We start from the raw sequence: 19,610 nt of genomic DNA on the forward strand, positions 1-19,610 counted from the left end.
CCACGTTCGCGGGCATGCCTTTCACGCTAGGACATAGCCCGGCCGTTATCAAATCGAGATTTTTCTGGGCGTTGGCTGGTGCTTTCCTGACTGAGTGCGTTGGCCAGGTAGGGGGCGGTGCGGCTTTCAGGGGACTGCGCGACGACGGCGGGTGTCCCGGTTGCCATGATCTGGCCGCCTTTGTCCCCGCCTGACGGTCCGAGATCAATCACCCAGTCAGCGCCAGCCACCACTGCCATCTCGTGCTCAACAACCACCACCGAGTTTCCGGCCTCCACCAAGCCGTGGAGTTGCGCCATCAGCAGTTCCACATCAGCGGGGTGCAGGCCGGTGGTTGGTTCGTCCAACAGGTACAGGGTGTGCCCGCGTTGGGCCCTCTGAAGCTCGGTGGCCAGCTTGATGCGCTGCGCCTCCCCGCCCGAAAGCTCAGTGGCCGGCTGCCCGAGCCGAAGGTAGCCAAGCCCAACGTCCTGCAGGCTTTTGAGGCTCCGCGCCGCGGCGGGGACGTGGGCCAGGAACTCCGCGGCGATGTCCACCGTCATGGCCAGCACTTCGGCCACGTTCCGGCCGCGGTAATCCACTTCAAGCGTTTCCGGGTTGTAGCGGGACCCGTTGCATTCAGGGCAGGGGCCGTAGCTGCCGGGCAGGAAGAGCAGTTCGACGGCAACAAAGCCCTCGCCCTGGCAGGTCTCACAGCGCCCGCCGGCCACGTTGAAGGAAAACCTGCCGGCACCAAAGCCGCGCACCCTTGCCGAGTCAGTGGCGGCAAAAATCTTGCGGACCGCGTCAAAAAGCCCCGTGTAGGTGGCGAGGTTGGAGCGCGGTGTCCGGCCGATGGGCTTTTGGTCCACCGTCACCAGGCGATCGATGTGGCCGCTTCCGGTGACAGTTCCCAGCGCCAAGGGCTCCCCGGTTTCGTCCGGCTCAACCGGGGTCTTGAGCCCGGAGCCCACAACTTCGCCCAGCACTCGGCTCACCAGGGTGGACTTGCCGGAACCTGAAACACCGGTGACGGCAGTCAGGACGCCAAGGGGAAAACGGGCGTCCAGTCCCCGCAGGTTGTGCCGGCTGACGTCTTTCAGCTCCAGCCATCCGGCAGGCTCCCGTGTCTGGTCCTTGCGCGCATCGTCGGCGATCTGCGGCAGGTCTTCGCCAAACAGGAAGGGCCTCGTGACGGATGCCTCGATGCCGGCGAGCCCGTCCACGGGTCCGCTGTAGAGCACCTCGCCACCGCCTTCGCCCGCGCGTGGCCCGACGTCCACCAGCCAGTCCGCCCGGCGGACCACGTCCATGTTGTGCTCCACCACGAACACCGAGTTGCCGGAGGACTTCAGTTGCTCCAGCACGTCCAGCAGGGGCTCGGCGTCGGCGGGGTGGAGCCCTGCGGACGGTTCGTCGAGCACATAGATGACGCCGAAGAGGCCGGAGCGGAGTTGGGTGGCGATACGGAGCCGCTGCATCTCTCCCGGCGACAAAGTGGGCGTCGCGCGGCCCAGAGCAAGGTAACCGAGCCCGAGGTCCAGCAGGACAGTGATGCGCTGGAGCAGGTCCCTGGTGATGGCCACGGCAACCTCGTTCGACTCACCGGAGACATGCGTGCGGGAGGCTGTGGCGGCGTCGTGCAACTCGGAGGTGGGGCGGACTATCTCCGCAAGGTCCGCCATGGGAAGGCGGTTGAGCTCCGCGATGGTCCGGCCGGCAAACGTGACGGCCAGGGCCTCCGGCGTCAGCCCGGTGCCTGAACAGCGTGGGCACGGCCCGGACTCCATGAACGCAAGCACCCGCTCCCGCATGGAGGCGCTTTGCGAATCAGCCAGCGTATGGAGCACGTAGCTCCTGGCACTCCAAAAGCGCCCCTTGTACGGTTTGGCCACGCGGTCCCGCTGGGGCGTCACCTCCACCACCGGCTGTTCCTCGGTGAAGAGGATCCAGTCGCGGTGCTTCTTTGGCAGCTTGCGCCACGGGATGTCGACGTCGTAGCCCAAGTGGGTGAGGATGTCCCGCAGGTTCTTTCCCTGCCACGCGCCGGGCCAGGCAGCGATGGCGCCGTCGCGGATGCTCAAGGACGCATCCGGGACGAGCGAGGACTCAGTGACGGTGTGCGCGGTGCCCAAACCATGGCATTCCCGGCACGCCCCTGCGGCGGTGTTGGGGGAGAAGGCGTCCGAGTCCAGCTGGGTGCTGCCGGCGGGGTACGTGCCTGCGCGGGAAAAGAGCATGCGGAGGGAGTTGGAGAGCGTGGTGACCGTTCCCACCGTTGACCTGCTGCTGGGTGCGCCGCGGCGCTGTTGAAGCGCGACGGCGGGCGGCAGGCCGCTGATCAGCTCCACCTTGGGATTGTGCCCCTGCTGGATGAGCCGGCGGGCATAAGGGGCCACGGATTCGAAGTAGCGGCGCTGGGCTTCTGCGTAAATGGTGCCGAACGCAAGCGACGACTTTCCGGATCCGGAAACCCCGGTGAACGCCACGATCGCATCGCGCGGAACGTCAACGTCTACGTTGCGCAGATTGTTTTCGCGGGCTCCGCGCACCCGGACAAAGCCGTCGGTTGCGTGGGCAGGAGCTGGATCCTGCAGGTCATCAGCGTGCTTTGCATTCTGCATTGGTTCGACTCTAGTGGCGTTTCCGGCGGAGGGCATTATCCTGACCGGATGGATAACTTTGCGGGCGGTACTGCCGCGCCTGAAACCGAGCCCGTCGCAGTTGAGCCCGAGGTCCCCACCAGGCTCCTCCCGGTGGCGGAGCTGCACCTCCATATCGAGGGGACACTTCAGCCGGAGCTGATCTTTGCGCTCGCGGAACGCAACGGCATCGCCCTGCCCTACAGCAGGTTGGACGAACTCCGTGCCCGCTATGAGTTCAGCGACCTGCAGTCCTTCCTTGACCTGTACTACGCCAACATGGCCGTTCTGCAGACGGAACAGGACTTTGCCGACATGACCCGCGCTTACCTTGAGCGGGCTGCGGCGGCTGGCGTCCGGCACGCCGAAATCATGATGGACCCGCAGGCGCACATCTCCCGCGGCATCCCGTTGGAGACCTGCGTCAATGGCGTGGCCTCGGTCCTGGCGACGTCCGAGGAAGACTACGGGATCTCCACCATGCTGATCGCGGCGTTCCTGCGCGATCTTTCCGAGGAGTCGGCGCTGGAAGTCCTGGATAGGCTGTTGGCCATAAACGCGCCCATCGGAGCGATCGGGCTGGACTCAGCAGAGGTGGGGAATCCGCCGTCGAAGTTTGAGCGGCTTTATGCCAAGGCACGTGAAGCGGGGCTCCGCCTGACGGCCCACGCAGGCGAGGAGGGGCCGGCGTCGTACATTATTGAGGCCCTGGACATCCTCGGCGTGGAGCGCATAGACCACGGCATCCGCTGCATGGATGATCCCGACCTGGTGGAGCGCCTTGTAGACGCCCGGATTCCGCTGACTGTCTGCCCGTTGTCCAACGTTCGGCTGCGCGCCGTCGACACCCTGGCCGACCACCCCCTGCCCGCCATGCTCGCTGCCGGGCTCAACGTTTCCGTGAATTCGGACGATCCCGCCTACTTTGGCGGCTACGTGGATGACAACTTCACGCAGCTGGAGGCGGCCTTCGAACTCTCGGATTTCGACAAGGCCCGGCTGGCGGCGAACTCCATCCATTCGTCCTTCGCCTCCGAGGAGCGGAAGGCGGAACTGCTGGACGAACTGAACAGCGGAGAAGTCACGCACTGACGCCCGTTGTGTCTCACGCAACAAGCGCCCGGTTATACCGGTAAACTGGGTGCCGCATGCGTGTCTGGGACGTGCCGGGTGGCATCCATGTCAGCACTACGGGGTTGTGAAGCCAGCCCCGAAACCTGAGACCCCAGACTCACTTGCCGGATGTCCGCTTAATAGTCGGTCACGACACGCAGAGTTAACCATTTCAAGTCGCGCGATTTAACGGGCAGTTGGCAAGATGCCTAAGACCGATCGCTTTTATAAAAGGGGAATCATGGCCAAGTCCACCGCAGAAAACACCTTCCTTCGACTCAAGACCGTGCTGGATGTCCTGACCGAAGGCGTGTGGTCCGGCGATGCACTGAACGCGGGCGAGGTCCTCGCGGAGGCTACGGCACGCGTGCCGTTCAACGAGCACGAGGGCGAGCTGCTCAGCGGCGGCATTCCCCGTGGCCACAAGACGCTGACTTCAGCCACGGCCAAGCTTGTAAAGGCCGGCTGGCTCGTCAAGGGCCGCTCCGGCTGGACCATCACCGAAGACGGTATGCGCGCTACGGTCGCCTACCCGGATCCGGTGTCCTTCGCCACCGCGCTCGACGCCGGAACCCCCGTTCCTGCCGACACCCAGGTTCCCACGGCTCCCGCAGGCTTCGTCCGCAGGACGAGCGCAGTTCCCCTGGCAGCAGTGCCGGCAGCGGCCTCGGCCAAGACGGAGACCAAGAAGGCCCCCGCGAAGAAGACTCCTGCGAAGAAGGCCGCTGCAGCCGTAGGCAAGGCAGCCAAAGTGATCGAGGACGCCGTCGAACCCGTGGTGAAGGCAGTGCGCGGCAAGGCTCCTGCCAAGACTCCGGAAGCCGAAACTGCTGCCGAGCCGTTTGAGGACGCGGACGTCGAGACGCACCCGCAGCCCGAAGCTGTGGCTGTTGCAGGTGACTTCAACACCATCCTCGGCGCTCCCGAGAACTGGGCGCCGCAGTACGACGAAGCCCAGATGGAGTTCGATTTCCTGGACCAGCTCTGGAAGAAGAGCGCCGAACTGCCTGCCGGCCACTACACCTTCAAGATTGCCCTGAACCGGTCGTGGGACGAGAACTACGGCGCCTTCGGCACCTTCGACGGAGCCAACCACGAACTGCACCACGACGGCGGGACGGTCACCATCCGCTACAACCACAGCACCCGCGACATCACCATCAGCTAAGTTCCGCCGGCCCAACTGGGTTGCACTTAACGTCGTGAAAATCCGGTTTCGGAGCGTTCACTGCGACCCAGTTGGGAAACCAGCCGCTTTACCTGGCGGCGGGTGAGAGTTCGTGGCGGCTGATCAGTTGGCAAAAGAGGAGAGCCCAATGGGCCCGGAAGGTTCGTCTTCCAGTGCGTCGAGTTTGTCTGAGCCCGACGCCGGGACGGTGCGCTTGACTGCCCGTGTTTTCGGCGTGGTGCAGGGCGTCGGCTTCCGCTTCTGGACCATAGGCAAGGCGGAGGAGCTGGGCTTGACCGGCGAGGTGAAGAATCTCGACGACGGCTCGGTCTCCCTGGTGGCTGAAGGACCGCAGTGGAAGATCCACGAACTCAGGGCATGGCTGAACTCCGACGCCACGCCCGGCCGGGTGGAGCGGGTAGAGGACTCGATGTCCCCGGCGGAGGGCAACTTTCGCGGTTTCAGGGCCCGCTGACCTGGTCACGGGCGTTGCTGCACGAGCGTAGTGCCGCAGGAGTCTGGGATTGTCAGGCTCCCGCTGCATTGCCTCATGCCGTCCGACAACTTCACTCGCGGGGGCTGAGGCCTATAAACGCGCCGAGCTCCTCCAAGGCTGCCGGCCGGTGCGGCATGTAGCTGGTGAGCTCGGGGGAGCGGATGATGACCGCCCGCCACTGCCCGCGCGATACCGCCACGTTGATCCGGTTCCTGTTCAGCAGGAACTCGGCCCCGCGGGGCGCCTCGCTGACTGCCGAACAAGCCATTGACACCAGCACCACAGGTGCTTCCTGGCCCTGGAACTTGTCCACTGTTCCCACCCGGACGCCGTTCAGGCCTTCCTCCTCAAGGGCTTTCCGGATCAGGTGGACCTGTGCGTTGTACGCTGCCACCACCAAAAGGTCTTCCTGGTCCAGGGGCCGGGACTCGGCATCCGCACTGGAAGTCCATTTCAGCCCGAGATGCCGGCGCGCCTGGCGGACCACCTCTGCAGCTTCCTCCTTCGATGCGGTGGTATTGCCGCTGTGGTTGACGAAGGCTGTTTCAACCCCCGGCGGGCACCCCTCAAGCTCGCGTTGCGAAGCCGCAGGCGCCGCCTGAAGCTTGCCTTCGTAGCTCAGCCGGGAGACCGCACGGCACAGTTCCGGATGCATCCGCCAGCTGTCCGCCAGGAAGTAACCAAGTCTGGCAGGCAGGGTGGCGTGTCCCGCGGCCAGCCAGCCCAATGCTGATTCATTAACCGGCTCTGGGTGTGCGCCCTGTGTGACCTGCGGCAGCTGCTGGGGATCACCCAGCAGGAGGAGCCGCTTCGCCGCTCGGGAGACGGCCAGGGTATTCGCGAGCGAGAACTGCCCGGCCTCGTCAATGACCAGCAGATCCAGCGAACCGGCGGGGACTTCCTTGCCCGTCAAGGTCCACGCTGTGCCGCCTACAAGGCAGCCTCCGGGTGTAGCCAACAGCCGGGCCACGTCTCCGTCCCCGCGCAACTTCCACGGAGCGTCGTGCGGTGCCGAGAGTTTCTTGGCGACTGCAGCAGGATTCACGCCGCCGGTGTTGATGGCACAGCACAGCAGGTTTTCGACCACGTTGTGCGACTGGCCCACCACGCCGATCTTCCAGCCTTCAGCGACGAGCCGGGCAATGACATGGGCGCCGACGTAGGTCTTTCCCGTGCCAGGCGGTCCCTGGACCGCGAGGTAGGAGCGGTCGAGATCGCGGACGGAATCAGTAATCGCGGTGGCATAATCGGCTGAGCCGTCCGGCCCGTGGGGGACGTCCACGGGCTGCCGGAGCGTGCGGAACCGCGGGGGCTGTTTGCGAAGGATGTCCAGGCCTGGCTGGGCCGGCAGGTCCGGCACAGACGCGCCAACTGAGCGGGCTATTTCCCCCAGCGCTGACTTAATACTGGCAGCCGGAATGGGCGTGTCTTCTGTCATCGCGATGGGTATTTCCGAGTAGGCCCTGAACTTTCCGGTTTCCTTTTCAGCAATCGTGACGAAAGTACGTTCCGGATCTTCCGGGTCTGGAGACACTGCAAGTATCTGCGTCTTTGGGGCAAAGCCCCTACCGAGAAGACTTCGTATCGCTGTTTGAGCACCAGTGGGTGCCGGAGGGTCGAATAGCCGACAAGCTGTCTTGCCCTCCCTGAAGTCTGACCCGTCGGTCATTCTTCCCCTCAGGCGGAGGACCCGAGTCCTCATTCGTTCGCCAGGCTTTGCGGTTGCCCACTCGGACAACACCTCGCACGAGTCCACGACGAAGACGTTCCGTTGGTCGTGCCATTCGACTATCTCGCCCTCAAGTCTGTCGAAATGGCCCCACCAGAAGCGCTTGTCCTCGCGGCGGTGATAACCGGTAGCGGCAGCCACCATGGCAATGGCACGTTGGTCGTCTGTCCAGGGCATGTCGTCCGGCAGTCCGGCGAGGTACTCGCGCAGCCTGGACTCTTCCAGAGTCTCCTCCGGGGCGGCCCTGCGTTCCGAGGACGCAGCAACAGTGGGCTGGCCGGCCTCTGCTTCCGGGGTGGCCACGGCGGCGGGCTGCCCGGCAACCTCGAGGAGCCAGTCGCGCAGCCGGAGCGTGGACAGGCAGTCGTACTGGTTGTAGTCGGAGATGGACGCGAGGACCTTCCCGGCTTCGGCAACGTTCCCTGCATCCCTGGCTGCACAGTACGCTGCGTACGCAACCACGGAGGCTCCGGCGTCCTTGACGTCCCCGGAGCGCAGGTTATTGCCCATGTACAGCGGTTCGAGCTTCTTGATGGAGTACGACGCTTCCGATATGCGCAGTGACTGCCTAACCGTTGCGTAGAGGTCTACGAGCAGGCCCTCCCGGAGCCAGGTGTCAACGGTGTCCTCGCCGGCCTGGTGGGCAAGGGAGAGGTTCCGCAGCGCGGTCTTTTCATAGGCGGCATAGTGGTAGACGTGCATGTCCGGGTAGCAAGCCCGGCGCTCTTCCACGTAGTCCAGAAACTCCAGGAAGGCGCGGCGTTCCTCGGACCGGGAGTGGGCCCAGAACGGGCGGAAAATAGGGTCACCCGGATCACCCGGATCACTCGGCACCGGTGCCTCGACCACACCGAACAGGTACTCAATACCCCATGCTCCGGTGGCAGGGTCCTGCCAGAGCGGGTCGCCTTCGAAGTCGAAAAAGATGTCTCCCGGGCTGGGCGCAGGGAGGGACCCGATGGTGTTCTCCGGCAGCACCGTGAACGAGACCGTGTGCGGCTGGCCGTCCTTCGTGAAGGTGCGGGATCCTTCCGGTGCATCAAGGCCCAGCTGCATCCGGGCCTGCGCCCGCAGCCGGACCACAGAATTCCTGGCCTCCTCGGCAGGCATCGCCGCGAGCTCGTCGATGGTGGTGATATTGGCCGCGCGCAGCTTCCTGCGCTGCACCACGGACATTCCTGCCACCATCAGCAGGTCCCGGTGCGCCTGCACCTGCTCGGCGCAGTAGTCGCACCGGCCGCAGTGGACTATCCCCGGCTGCTGCCACTGCACGATGCTCTCAGCGGCCCGGTGCCGCGCCGTCAATTCGCGGAAGCGGCGGCGCCGTTCCCGGAAAACAGGCAGCAGGTCCGGAAGCGAGTGGCTGCTGCGGAGCCAGTCGTCACCGATGCGGGTACCCAGCACCAGGGTCACGGTGGGGGAGGGCTCGAGACCCATCCCGAGAAGCTGGTCCCCGTAGGCCGCGAGCTGGAGCAGGGCGCCCACCTTGGCGTGCCGGGCCAGCTTGGTGTCCCAGACCTCGTAACGCCCGGGGCGGCCCGTGCCGGCGGCTTCGTTCACAAGGAAGTCCGCGTAGCCCAGGAATTCGCCGTCGAAGAAGGTGGCCTGGAAAACGACGTCGGCGCCGGAGCGGAGGGCGAGCTCGGTTTCGGCGTGCCTGGCCTGCAGTTCCCCGCGCAGGTTCTGGCCTCTTTCCAAGGAGTAGACGCCCGCCCCGCGGCTGGCGTCCCACTCTCCGTACTTCGCAATCAAGCTGGCGAGGACTGTCTGCTCGTGCTTGTCACCCAGCTCGCCGGCCCGGACCTGCATCTCGTCGGACTCAAAGACAGCTTTAGGAGAGCGTCCCAGCTTTTCGTCCAGGACCCGGAGCGTGCGGTACTCACATTCGCTGGCGGCCACCAGGTCGCTGGCGGAAAACACCAGGTCAGGCGGCGCGCCAGCTACTGCAGCTTCGAGCAAAAACACGGGGCCTCCCCATCGACAGCCGGGCCGGAGGACGGTTGCCCTGGCCTTGAATCCAACCTAGCAAGAGGCACTGACAATGCAGTCCGCCGGAACAGACCCGGCCGAGGCTAGTTGTCTGCGGCCGCCCGCACCTGGGCCTTGTCGTGCTCCGCGTGGGCGCTGCGCAGCAGGTTCAGGAACTCCGTCTCGTTGCGGACGAGCCTCTTGTACTTCTCGGGCAGCTGGCGGATCTGGTCCTCCTCGCGGCACATCTTTGCGAAGAGCTTGTCCCGCTCCACCATGTCTGTCTCGTAGTTGAGGTCCAGGTACTCGACGGCGTGGCGCTTGGCGCCGGACACAGCGTTTTTGGCCTTGCCCTTGGGGCTGAAGATGGACGCCAGGACGGTCACCACGAGGACGCCGAGGATCACGCTCAGGGACACCTCGGTGCTGACTTCCACCACGTTGACGTGTTCGCCGTCATTGATGAACGGCAGCGTGTTTTCGTGGAGGGCGTGCAGGATGAGCTTTACCCCGATGAAGCCAAGGATTGCTGCCAGGCCGTAGGAGAGGAAGATCAGCCGGTCCAGCAGCCCGTCGATCAGGAAGAACAGCTGCCGCAAACCCATCAGAGAGAACGCCGTGGCCGTGAAGACGATAAAGACGTTCTGGGTCAGGCCGAAGATTGCCGGGATCGAATCAAGGGCAAAAAGGATGTCCGTGCCGCCGATGGCCACCATCACCAGCAGCATCGGCGTGAGGACACGCTTGCCGTTTTCCATGGTGAAGAGCTTGTCGCCGTCGTAGTGTTCCGACGCCGGCAGGAACCTCTTGGCGAGCCGGACCACCAGGCCCTCGGACTCGTCGTCGTGGGCGTTCGGGCGGAGCAGGTTGCCGGCAGTGACGAGCAGGATGAGCCCGAAAATGTAGAACACCCAGGCAAAGCTGTTGATCAGCGCTGCACCCAAAAAGATGAAGGCGGTGCGGGCGATGAGCGAGAAAACGATGCCGAAGAGCAGCACTTTCTGCTGGTCTGCGCGGGGCACCCTGAAGCTGGCCATGATGATGAGGAAGACGAAGAGGTTGTCCACGGACAGTGCCTTCTCCGTGACGTACCCCGCGAAGTACTCCGTGCCCATGGTGGGCCCGCCGAAGATCAGCACGCCCAGTCCGAAGAGCAGTGCGATACCCACATAAATGGCGGACCAGGTGGCGGATTCCTTAAGCGAGGGCGTGTGGGCCTTCCGCACATGGAAAAAGAAATCGAAGGCGAGCAGGCCAACAATTCCTGCGATGGTCAGGGTCCAGACATAGGAAGGTACTTCCACGCGGCGGGCCTTTCATTGGAGTGTCCTTCCAGCCTACCCGCGTGGGCAGCAGCTAAGCGGGCCGCAGGAGTTCGTGCTCCACGACGGCGGTACGGGACAGGGTCTTGTAGCCCTCCTGCTCGAACAGGACGGTAATCACGTCATCCTCATGTCGCATCACCAGCCCCGGACCCCACTCCTTATGGACCACAGCAGACTGGAGCGGGAACGGCTCGTCGGCACCTGAGGCGCCCGGTTCCGCGGACCCCGGCCCGCCGTCGTCGTGCGCATTTGTTCCCAAGCCGGGCGCATCCGCGCGCTCAGCAGCGTCCGCGCACGTGTCGCAGTTGCCGCACGGCTCCGGCAGGTCCTCGCCGAAGTAGCCCAGCAGGAACTGCCGCCGGCAGCTGTCCGTCTCGGCGTAGGCGCGCATCATGGTCAGCCGGGACTGGTCCACGCGCTGCCGGGCCTCGGCCATGTCGACGGCGCGGTCCACCAGGGTGGGCAGTTTGGCTTTGGAGGTGAGGCGGATGCCGCGCTTGCCGGTGGTGACGCCGCCCGTCTCCTCCAGCTGGTTCACAAGCCCCGTGACCCGGCGCACCGGCATTCCCGTGAGCTCCGCCAGGGAGGTCTTGGGTGCGGGTGCGCCCGCGGACTTGAGGACCTTCAACACGTCCAGCAGCGAGTCCGGATCGGGGGAGTGCGTGCCGAAGAACTTGCGCAAGCCGAGGTCCTCGGCGCGGTAATGCAGCACAGCCGAAGCGGGGTCACCGTCACGTCCCGCCCGGCCAATTTCCTGGTAGTACGAGTCCAGGGCTTCCGGGATGTCGGCGTGCACCACGAACCGCACGTTGGGTTTGTCGATGCCCATGCCGAATGCGGTGGTGGCAACCACCACGTCCAGCTGGTCGTCCAGGAACAGCTCGTGGATCCGCTCACGGTCTCCTGCGGAGCGGCCCGCGTGGTACGCCTCCGCCCGGAGCCCCTCCTTTTCGAGCTTGGCGGCGTACTTCTCCGTGTCCTTGCGGGTGGCGGCGTACAGCAGCCCCTGCCCTTGTTCCCGGGCGAACGCCGCAACCTGCTCCAGCACGGCCTTGCGCTTGCCCTTGTCCTCCTGGTGGCGGACCACGTCGAGCGTGATGTTGGGCCGGTCAAAGCCGTGGACCAGGACCAGCGGGTCCTCCATGCCCAGCCGTTCACAGATCTCGTCGCGCACGGGCGGTGAGGCGGTGGCGGTCAGCGCTGCCACCGGCGGGTTGCCGAGCCGTTCGCGGACGTTCCCCAGGTTGAGGTAATCAGGCCGGAAGTCGTGGCCCCAGGAGGAGACACAGTGGGCCTCGTCCACCACGAACATGGAGATTTCCAGATTGGCGATGCGGTCCACGGTTTCCTGCTTGGCCAGCTGCTCCGGTGCGAGGAACAGGAACGTTGCCTCGCCGGACTCGGCAGCCTGCCAGGCGGCCTGCACCTCCGAGTCGCTGCGGGCGGAATTGACGGCGACGGCGGCGCCCTCACCCAGCTCCCCGGCCAGCCCGTCCAGCTGGTCCTCCTGCAGGGCAATGAGCGGGGAAACCACCACCGCGGGACGCCCCGTGGTGTTCTGCAGGTACCGGGCGGCGACCTGGTAGATGGCGGATTTGCCGTAGCCGGTGGGCATCACGGCCAGGACATCGCGGCCGCCGGCAAGGGCACGGATGCCATCCAGTTGGCCCTCACGCAGCTCGGGCAGGGAAAAGGAGGACGCCGCAAGGGCGGTAAGGGCAAGATCGTCGGACATTTGGGAGCGGCTCCGCACAGTGGTTCCTGCGGCCGCTTGCTTCAGCCGAGGTACCAAGCCTAGCGCGGGCCGGGACCCGCCGTCCTGCCGGCCATCGCTATGTGGACAAACCCTTCCTCTCGCATGGCGTGGCTGTTGTCCTCTTGCCCGCCGCCATCCTTGACTTCCCGGCCGCCCTGAACAACTGTGGAAGGAACTGGTCCGCCGGCAGAAGCTGGGACGTTTTGGGGCCGGGACGAGCAAGGAGAGTGCATCGTGACGCGCGAAAACCCGAAGGTCGAAGAAGCCGACGAGTCCGAGCTTGAGGTGACGGGACATCCCAAAACCTGGGCAGCAGGAGTGCCAGGCGTCTACCACTCCATGCAGCCTGCGCTGAAGCACATGGGCGTGGACAGGTCGCGGAAAACCCTGCTGGCGCTGAACCAGAAGGACGGCTTTGACTGCATGAGCTGCGCCTGGCCGGACCCCGGCCACCGCAAGACGTTCGAATTCTGTGAGAACGGCGCAAAAGCAGTCACCTGGGAGGCCACCCCTGTGGTGGTCAGTTCGGAGTTCTGGGCCGAGCATCCCGTCAGCGAACTGCGGGAGCGGTCCGAGTACTGGCTGGGCATGCAGGGCCGCCTCACGGAGCCGGTGCACAAGCCCGCGGGCGCAGACCACTACCGGCCCGTGAGCTGGGACGAGGCATTCGGGATCATCGCGGAGAAACTCAAGTCCCTGCCCAGCCCGGACCAGGCAGCGTTTTACACCAGCGGCCGCACCTCGAATGAAGCCGCATTCCTGTACCAGCTGTTTATCCGCGGGTACGGCACCAACAACCTGCCCGATTGCTCCAACATGTGCCACGAATCCTCGGGCTGGGCAATGGGCCAAACCATCGGCGTCGGGAAGGCCACCGTCTCCTACAACGACTTCGAAAAAGCGGACCTCATCATCATCCTGGGCCAGAATCCCGGCACCAACCATCCGCGGATGCTCACCGCCCTCGAGGAAGCAAAGGAAGCCGGGGCCAGCATCGTGGCGGTCAACCCGCTGCCGGAGGCGGGCCTGATGCGTTACAAGAACCCGCAGAAGGTGAAGGGGATCATCGGCCACGGCACGGACTTGGCCGACCAGTTCCTCCAGATCCGGCTCGGCGGGGACATGGCGCTGCTGCAGGCCGTGTCCAAGCGGGTCCTGGACGCCGAGGCCGCAGCGCCGGGGACGGTGCTGGACCATGAGTTCCTCGAGGAACACTGCCTGGGGCTGGAAGAACTCCGGGCGCACCTTGCCACCCTGGACGAAGCGGCCGTCCTTGAGGCCACCGGGCTGCGGTCCGAGGAGATCGACGAACTGGCAGACCGCTACCTGCGTGCGGAAAAGGTGATCATCACCTGGGCCATGGGCATCACACAGCACAAGAAAGCTGTCGCCACCATCAAGGAGATCGTCAACCTCCTGCTGCTGCGCGGAAACATCGGCAAACCCGGTGCCGGCGCCTCGCCCATCCGCGGACACAGCAACGTCCAGGGCGACCGCACGATGGGCATCTGGGAGCAGATGCCGCCGGCGTTCCTGGACGCGCTGGGCAAGGAATTCAGCTTCGAACCGCCCCGGGAGCACGGCGCGGACGCGGTGGAAACAATCCGGCAGATGCGCGACGGCGGCATCAAGGTGTTCATAGCCCTGGGCGGCAACTTTGTGGGCGCCATGTCAGATACGCGCGCAGCTGAAGCGGCGATGGAACATACCGAGCTCTCAGTCCAGATCTCCACCAAGCTCAACCACTCGCACGCGGTAACCGGGGCGGAGGCTTTGATTCTGCCAACCATGGGGCGGACAGAGATCGACAGGCAGGAGTCCGGGCCGCAGTTCGTTTCGGTGGAGGACACGGTCTGCGCCGTTCACGCATCGCACGGAACGGTGGAGCCGGTGGCGCCGGGGCTGCTGTCCGAGGTGGCCATCGTCTGCCGGCTGGCGCAGCAGGTGCTGGGGGACCGGATCTCCGCTGACTGGGCTGGTTTCGAAAAGAACTATGACTTGATCCGCGAGCACATCTCCCACGTGGTGGTGGGCTGTGAGGACTACAACCGGAAAATTCGGCAGGACGGCGGTTTTGTACTTCCCAACGGGCCGCGCGACTCCCGCACCTTCAACACTCCCACCGGCAAGGCGATGCTCACCGTGAACGAACTGGAACACGTGGAACGGCCTGCAGGCACCCTGATCCTGCAGACCATCCGCTCGCACGACCAGTTCAACACCACCATCTACGGACACAACGATCGGTACCGTGGCATCAAGAAGGGCCGCGAAGTGGTGTTTGTGAACCCGGCGGACCTCACCGAACTGGGACTTGCGGATGCCCAGCACGTAGACATCCACGGAGTGTACCCGGACAACGTGGAGCGGGTGCTCCGGAACTACCGGGTGGTGTCGTACCCGTCGGCGCGTGGGTGCGCGGCGGCCTACTACCCGGAGGCGAATGTCCTGGTGCCGCTGGAGAGCGTGGCAGAGGGAAGCCAGACGCCCGCGTCCAAGGCCGTGATCGTCCGGCTGGTGCCCGTTCCGGTCCTCGAAGAGGAACCGACGGCGGCAGGGTAGCTACTGCCCAGTGTCCGCCCAGCCTCTGCTGGCGGGCCCGCCGTCGTGTCCGTCCTCGCACAGCCCGAAAGCCACGTCGGCGGCCCTTGAAACGGCCGCACTTGATGCTTCCCGCGTACCGGCACTGCCCGTCCCGGCTTCCAGGCCGGCGGCATAGCCCACCAGGAACGTGGTGACCGGTGCGGCCGGGTGGATCACGGACTCGGCTGACTTGCGGGCCAAATCAAGAAGCAGCTCGTTGTCCACGTCCAGGTCCAGGATCTGCAGGGCCTGGGCCAGCCGGTTGCTCCACTGGTCCAGTACCTGTGCTTCTTCGTCACTGACTGCCATGTCCGCTCCTTCGTCAACAAATGGTTTAGCTGCTGGCTGCATCCGGTGCCGACACTACAAGGCTTCGCAGCGGAAGTCATGGGGTTCCCAAAACCCCTAATCCGAAAAAGGGTAGAGCCCCCTCGCTTATGACTCTGGAACGGCCTCCCCGGCCCTGCTTAGACTGGGCAGACCCCAGCCCAGGAGCGTCGGCACCTGATCAGTGGCACCTAAGGAGGCGCCATCTGATCGGCGCGGGGCACTGCCTGCAGGGGTACATCACCTACCCCAATTACGGCTGCCCTACCGGGGGGCCTGACTACAGGAGAAACAGATGACAGGGAACAAAGCCGTTGCCTATAAAGCGCCAGGCAAGGTTGAAGTAATCGACATCGACTACCCCAGCTTCGAACTCAAAGACGGGCCCGGCGTTAACCCCGCCAACGTTGGACGTCCGGTCAACCACGGCGTGATCCTCAAAACCGTGGCCACCAACATCTGCGGATCGGACCAGCACATGGTTCGCGGACGCACCACCGCACCGGCCAACCTGGTGCTGGGTCACGAGATCACCGGTGAAGTGGTGGAAGTGGGCCGCGACGTCGAATTTATTAAAGTCGGCGACCTCTGCTCGGTGCCGTTCAACATTGCCTGCGGGCGTTGCCGCAACTGCAAGGAACGCAAAACAGGCATCTGCCTGAACGTGAACCCGGACCGTCCGGGCAGCGCCTACGGATACGTGGATATGGGCGGCTGGGTGGGCGGCCAGGCGAATTATGTTCTGGTGCCCTACGCCGACTGGAACCTGCTGAAGTTCCCGGACAAGGACCGGGCAATGGAGAAGATCCTGGACCTGGCCATGCTCTCGGACATTTTCCCTACGGGCTACCATGGCGCAGTCAGCGCCGGGGTGGGTGTTGGTTCCACCGTGTACGTAGCCGGGGCAGGTCCGGTGGGCCTTGCAGCGGCGACGAGCGCGCAGTTGCTGGGCGCCGCCGTAGTAATTGTGGGGGACCTCAACGAGGACCGGCTGGCGCAGGCCCGGAGCTTCGGCTGCGAAACGGTGGACCTCACCAAGGGAGGCCCAGCAGAGCAGATCGAACAGATCATCGGCGTACCGGAAGTGGATTGCGGCGTGGACGCAGTGGGCTTCGAGGCGCGCGGGCAGGGGCACGGCAGGGACGCCGAGGAGGCTCCGGCAACGGTGCTGAACTCGTTGATGGACATCACTGCGGCCGGCGGTGCCCTCGGCATCCCAGGCCTCTACGTCACCGGTGATCCGGGCGGGATTGACGAGGCAGCCAAGAAGGGCGCCCTGAGCCTCAGCCTGGGCACCGGCTGGGCCAAGTCGCTGAGCTTCACCACGGGGCAGTGCCCGGTGATGAAGTACAACCGGCAGCTGATGATGGCCATCCTGCATGACAGGGTGAGCATCGCGAAGAACGTTAACGCCAAGCCCATCACGCTGGAAGAAGCGCCGAAGGGCTACGCGGAGTTCGACGCCGGCGCAGCCACCAAGTACGTCCTTAACCCGAATGGGTACCTGAGCTAAGGCGGAACGGCGGACGATGGTCCTCGTGGGGGAACCGATACGGAAATAAGGGCTGCCCGGCCCGGGTTAGGCTTTGCACGGGCAGCAAAATAACCGCATCGAAGGAGATCCCCTTGAGCCAGATCACCGTCCGCCACAACCCCGGCCACCAGCGCTTCGAAATTTTCGACGCCGGCAACGTGATCGGCAAGGCCGCGTACAAGGATTACGACGGCGGCGCCTCACCCCAGCGGATTTTCTACCACACCGTGATCAACGAGGAATACGGCGGGCAAGGTTTGGCCGGGCAGCTCGCCACGGCGGCTTTGGACGAGACGGTCAGTGCGGGGTTCGGAATCGTGCCGGTGTGCCCCTACATCAAGAAGTTCCTGACCAAGCACCCCGAATATGAGGCGAACACGGTCCGCACGGCCCCCGCCCACTTGGAATTCCTGGACACCGCGCTCGCTGCACGCACCCGCTAGCGGACCCCGCACCTGCCCGTCCGCGGTTTTCATCAAAGTCGCGAACGCCCGGCCGGTGCACCAGACTGTTTCCGTGAGCAACAAACCCCGGACTGCCCTGGCCGTCGCAGGCCTCAGCCTGGGCACGGCATTGAACCCGCTCAACTCCTCAATGATCGCGGTGGCGCTGGTGGTGCTCCGCGTCGACTTCGGGCTCGACGTAGCTGCCGTCACCTGGGTGGTTACCTCCTTCTACCTCGCCTCAGCCGCGGGCCAGCCCGTGATGGGCAGGCTCGCCGACAGGTTCGGACCGCGGCGGATGTTTATGCTCGGCATGGCATTGGTTGCCGTCACCTGCGCACTGGCACCGCTCGCGCCGAACTTCGCCCTGCTCTGCGTGGCCCGGGCCGTGATGGCACTTGGTACGGCTACCGCCTATCCCAGCGCGGTGGTAATGGTGGGAGCCCTTGCACACCGGGCCAACGTGGACTCCGCCCGTCCGTTGGGCCGGCTCCAGATGGCCAACACGTCGGCGGCGGCAGTGGGGCCTGTGGTGGGTGGCCTGTTGGTGAGCTTTGTGGGCTGGGAAGCGCTGTTCCTGGTCAACGTTCCGCTGGCGCTCGCCGCGCTGCTGATCGTCCGGCAGGCCGCACCAAAGGACGAAGCCCGGGAACGCGGCAGCTTTGCCGAGCTGATCCGGGACTCGGACATCCCCGGGATTCTGGCCTTCGTAACTGCCCTGCTGCTGGTGATGATGGCGGCGCTGAACGTGGCGCCGGGCTACCGCTGGTGGATGCTGGCGGCCGCAACGGCGATCGGGGTACTGTTCGCCTGGCGCGAGTTGCGCTTCAACCGTCCCTTCCTGGATCTGCGGCTGCTGGGACGCAACCGCCCGCTGATGCTGGTGTACCTGGGCTTCGCGGTGTTCAGCAGCGTCTATTACTTTGTCTTTTTCGGCCTGCCACAGCTGCTGCAGGAAGCAGGCGGTTACGATCCCGGCGTGGTGGGCCTGCTGATGCTGCCGCTCGCCGCGATGTCCGTCGTCGCCACGCCGTGGGCAGTCAAGGCTATGGAAAAGTTCGGCGTGCGCCACGTGCTGATTGCCGGCGTCGTACTCTTGACCGCCGTGGCCGCGCTGATGTGGTTGCTCACCGGGACGCTGGTAATTCCGCTGGTGGTGGTGCTGACAGCACTGATGGGTATCCCGTACGGAACGGTGAGCATCGCCACCAACCAGGGCATGTTTGTCTCCACCCGGGCGCAGGAGCGGGGAGTGGCGGCCGGTATCTACCAGACCTGCCGGTACGTGGGGGCCATTGCCGCCACCGTGATGATCGGCGTCTTCGCGGCCGCCGGCGTGGACCAGGAAAGCTGGGCGCGGATGGTGCTCGCCATGCTGGTCCTGTGTCTGGTGACGTTCGGTGTGTGCCTGCTGTGGCGGCAGCGGACCGAGTAGGCCGGTTTCGAAGGGCCGTGCGGACCCGTGTTCGCCGGGTTTATCGTGGAGCTATGGCTTCTCCAAAGACGCAGCTGTACCTGGACATCACCGCGAAGGGCCTGTGCGTCCTGGGCGCGGCGTTGATGATCTTCGGCCGGGGTGCATGGTTCTACGTGGGCGTCGCGATCGTGGTCCTGGGCGTGCTGTTCATCGGCGGTTCGCTGGTGGCCACGCGCAACCTGCGGGGCAGGGGATGGGGCGGCACCAACCGGCCTCCGGCCGGGTAGCGCCCCCCACCGCCTACAGCCTTTACATCACAGCCCTAGAACGACGTCGACGCGCCGTAGTAAGGTCTGCGTCCGCCAGTTCAGGTATACATCAGTGAGCCGGGCGTGGTGAGTTTCTCGCCCGTCTCCAGCCAGGTCTTGAGACCGGAAAGGATCATCGGCCAGCCGCCGTAGAGCTGTTCGTTGGCGCCCTCGCGGAGGTCGCTGTGGGTGACGGTGAGGCGGCAGGAATCACCCACCGGTTCGATGTCCCAGGTGATCTTTGAGGTTCCTTCGGCTTTGACGTCATCGCCCCAGAGCGCGCGCATGGTCTGGACAAGGCGGCGCGGCGGGTCCACCTCAAGGTTCTCGCCTTCGCCAAGCGGTGCGCCGGCCTTGACGTTGTTCATGGTGAAGCGCCCGCCCGGCGTCCAGTCGGTTTGGATAGTGTTTCCGAACTGGTACTTGCTGCGGATTTCGCTGTCCGTGATGGCTTCCCAGAGCCGTTCCGGCGTGGTCTTGATGTAGATCTCGAAGATTTTTTCCATGGGACTTTCCAATCTGGATTTGAGGTCGCTGAGGCCAGCGGCCCATGGTTCTGCGTATTTGCTCACCCAGCGGTCGTGGACGAGCCGGATGGGGACCGGGTTCAGGAAATGCAGCTTTTCACGCCCCCGACGGCGGGTCACCACCAGCCCGGCTTCCTCCAGGATCCGAAGGTGCTTGGCGATCCCGAAGCGGGTCATGTCGAAGCGGCCTTCAAGAGCACCGAGGGTCTGCCCGTCTTCCCGGAAGAGCTCGTCGAGCAAGTCCCGTCGGGTGGGGTCTGAGAGCGCCTTGAACACGGCATCCATAGGAATAATG

Annotated in this window: 14 protein-coding genes; 8 read left to right on the plus strand and 6 right to left on the minus strand. The window is 64.9% G+C overall.

The window, feature by feature from the left end:
• Positions 1–26: 26 nt before the first annotated feature.
• Positions 27–2,603: an excinuclease ABC subunit UvrA gene (gene uvrA, locus AC50X7_RS13930; RefSeq protein ID WP_494979557.1), complete on the minus strand. Its 2,577-nt coding sequence runs from the start codon at positions 2,601–2,603 to the stop codon at positions 27–29.
• A 48-nt stretch (positions 2,604–2,651) separates the two neighbouring features.
• Here uvrA and AC50X7_RS13935 point away from each other — a divergent pair, with 48 nt between their 5' ends.
• The 3 genes from AC50X7_RS13935 to AC50X7_RS13945 all read left to right on the plus strand — a co-directional run bounded on the left by AC50X7_RS13935 (position 2,652) and on the right by AC50X7_RS13945 (position 5,377).
• On the plus strand, positions 2,652–3,713 hold the full coding sequence (locus tag AC50X7_RS13935) for an adenosine deaminase (RefSeq protein WP_494979558.1): 1,062 nt from the start codon (positions 2,652–2,654) through the stop codon (positions 3,711–3,713).
• A gap of 262 nt (positions 3,714–3,975) precedes the next feature.
• Positions 3,976–4,902 carry a pullulanase X25 domain-containing protein gene (locus tag AC50X7_RS13940; protein ID WP_494979559.1) on the plus strand — a complete coding sequence of 309 codons (927 nt, stop codon included), beginning with the start codon at positions 3,976–3,978 and terminating at the stop codon, positions 4,900–4,902.
• A 148-nt stretch (positions 4,903–5,050) separates the two neighbouring features.
• Entirely contained in the window at positions 5,051–5,377 is a 327-nt protein-coding gene (locus tag AC50X7_RS13945; RefSeq protein WP_494979560.1) for an acylphosphatase, read from the plus strand.
• Between the two features lie 91 nt (positions 5,378–5,468).
• On the opposite strand, the gene AC50X7_RS13950 is transcribed toward AC50X7_RS13945, so the two are convergent.
• The 3 genes from AC50X7_RS13950 to AC50X7_RS13960 form a co-directional block, all read right to left on the minus strand.
• On the minus strand, positions 5,469–9,092 hold the full coding sequence (locus AC50X7_RS13950) for a TM0106 family RecB-like putative nuclease (protein ID WP_494979561.1): 3,624 nt from the start codon (positions 9,090–9,092) through the stop codon (positions 5,469–5,471).
• Positions 9,093–9,199: 107 nt separating this feature from the next.
• Complete coding sequence (locus tag AC50X7_RS13955; protein WP_494979562.1) at positions 9,200–10,399, minus strand: TerC family protein; 1,200 nt, start codon at positions 10,397–10,399, stop codon at positions 9,200–9,202.
• 52 nt (positions 10,400–10,451) lie between these two features.
• Positions 10,452–12,155 carry a RecQ family ATP-dependent DNA helicase gene (locus AC50X7_RS13960; RefSeq protein ID WP_494979563.1) on the minus strand — a complete coding sequence of 568 codons (1,704 nt, stop codon included), beginning with the start codon at positions 12,153–12,155 and terminating at the stop codon, positions 10,452–10,454.
• A gap of 255 nt (positions 12,156–12,410) precedes the next feature.
• Here AC50X7_RS13960 and AC50X7_RS13965 point away from each other — a divergent pair, with 255 nt between their 5' ends.
• Entirely contained in the window at positions 12,411–14,738 is a 2,328-nt protein-coding gene (locus tag AC50X7_RS13965) for an FdhF/YdeP family oxidoreductase (RefSeq protein WP_494979564.1), read from the plus strand.
• Here the strand turns inward: AC50X7_RS13965 and AC50X7_RS13970 are convergent, their stop codons facing one another.
• Positions 14,739–15,068: a DUF6457 domain-containing protein gene (locus tag AC50X7_RS13970; RefSeq protein ID WP_494979565.1), complete on the minus strand. Its 330-nt coding sequence runs from the start codon at positions 15,066–15,068 to the stop codon at positions 14,739–14,741. It lies immediately after the preceding gene.
• A gap of 313 nt (positions 15,069–15,381) precedes the next feature.
• Between AC50X7_RS13970 and fdhA the strand changes: the two genes are divergently transcribed.
• From fdhA to AC50X7_RS13990, 4 genes are all read left to right on the plus strand, one after another.
• Positions 15,382–16,599: a formaldehyde dehydrogenase, glutathione-independent gene (gene fdhA / locus AC50X7_RS13975; RefSeq protein ID WP_307096331.1), complete on the plus strand. Its 1,218-nt coding sequence runs from the start codon at positions 15,382–15,384 to the stop codon at positions 16,597–16,599.
• A gap of 113 nt (positions 16,600–16,712) precedes the next feature.
• Positions 16,713–17,063 carry a GNAT family N-acetyltransferase gene (locus tag AC50X7_RS13980; RefSeq protein WP_494979566.1) on the plus strand — a complete coding sequence of 117 codons (351 nt, stop codon included), beginning with the start codon at positions 16,713–16,715 and terminating at the stop codon, positions 17,061–17,063.
• Between the two features lie 73 nt (positions 17,064–17,136).
• Positions 17,137–18,498, plus strand: coding sequence for an MFS transporter (locus AC50X7_RS13985; protein ID WP_494979567.1), 1,362 nt, complete (start codon positions 17,137–17,139; stop codon positions 18,496–18,498).
• Positions 18,499–18,551: 53 nt separating this feature from the next.
• Positions 18,552–18,767, plus strand: coding sequence for a hypothetical protein (locus tag AC50X7_RS13990; protein WP_494979568.1), 216 nt, complete (start codon positions 18,552–18,554; stop codon positions 18,765–18,767).
• Between the two features lie 80 nt (positions 18,768–18,847).
• Here the strand turns inward: AC50X7_RS13990 and AC50X7_RS13995 are convergent, their stop codons facing one another.
• On the minus strand, positions 18,848–19,600 hold the full coding sequence (locus AC50X7_RS13995) for an ArsR/SmtB family transcription factor (RefSeq protein WP_494979569.1): 753 nt from the start codon (positions 19,598–19,600) through the stop codon (positions 18,848–18,850).
• Positions 19,601–19,610 lie beyond the last annotated feature (10 nt).

The sequence above is a fragment of the Pseudarthrobacter sp. Hb11 genome, from assembly GCF_059383655.1.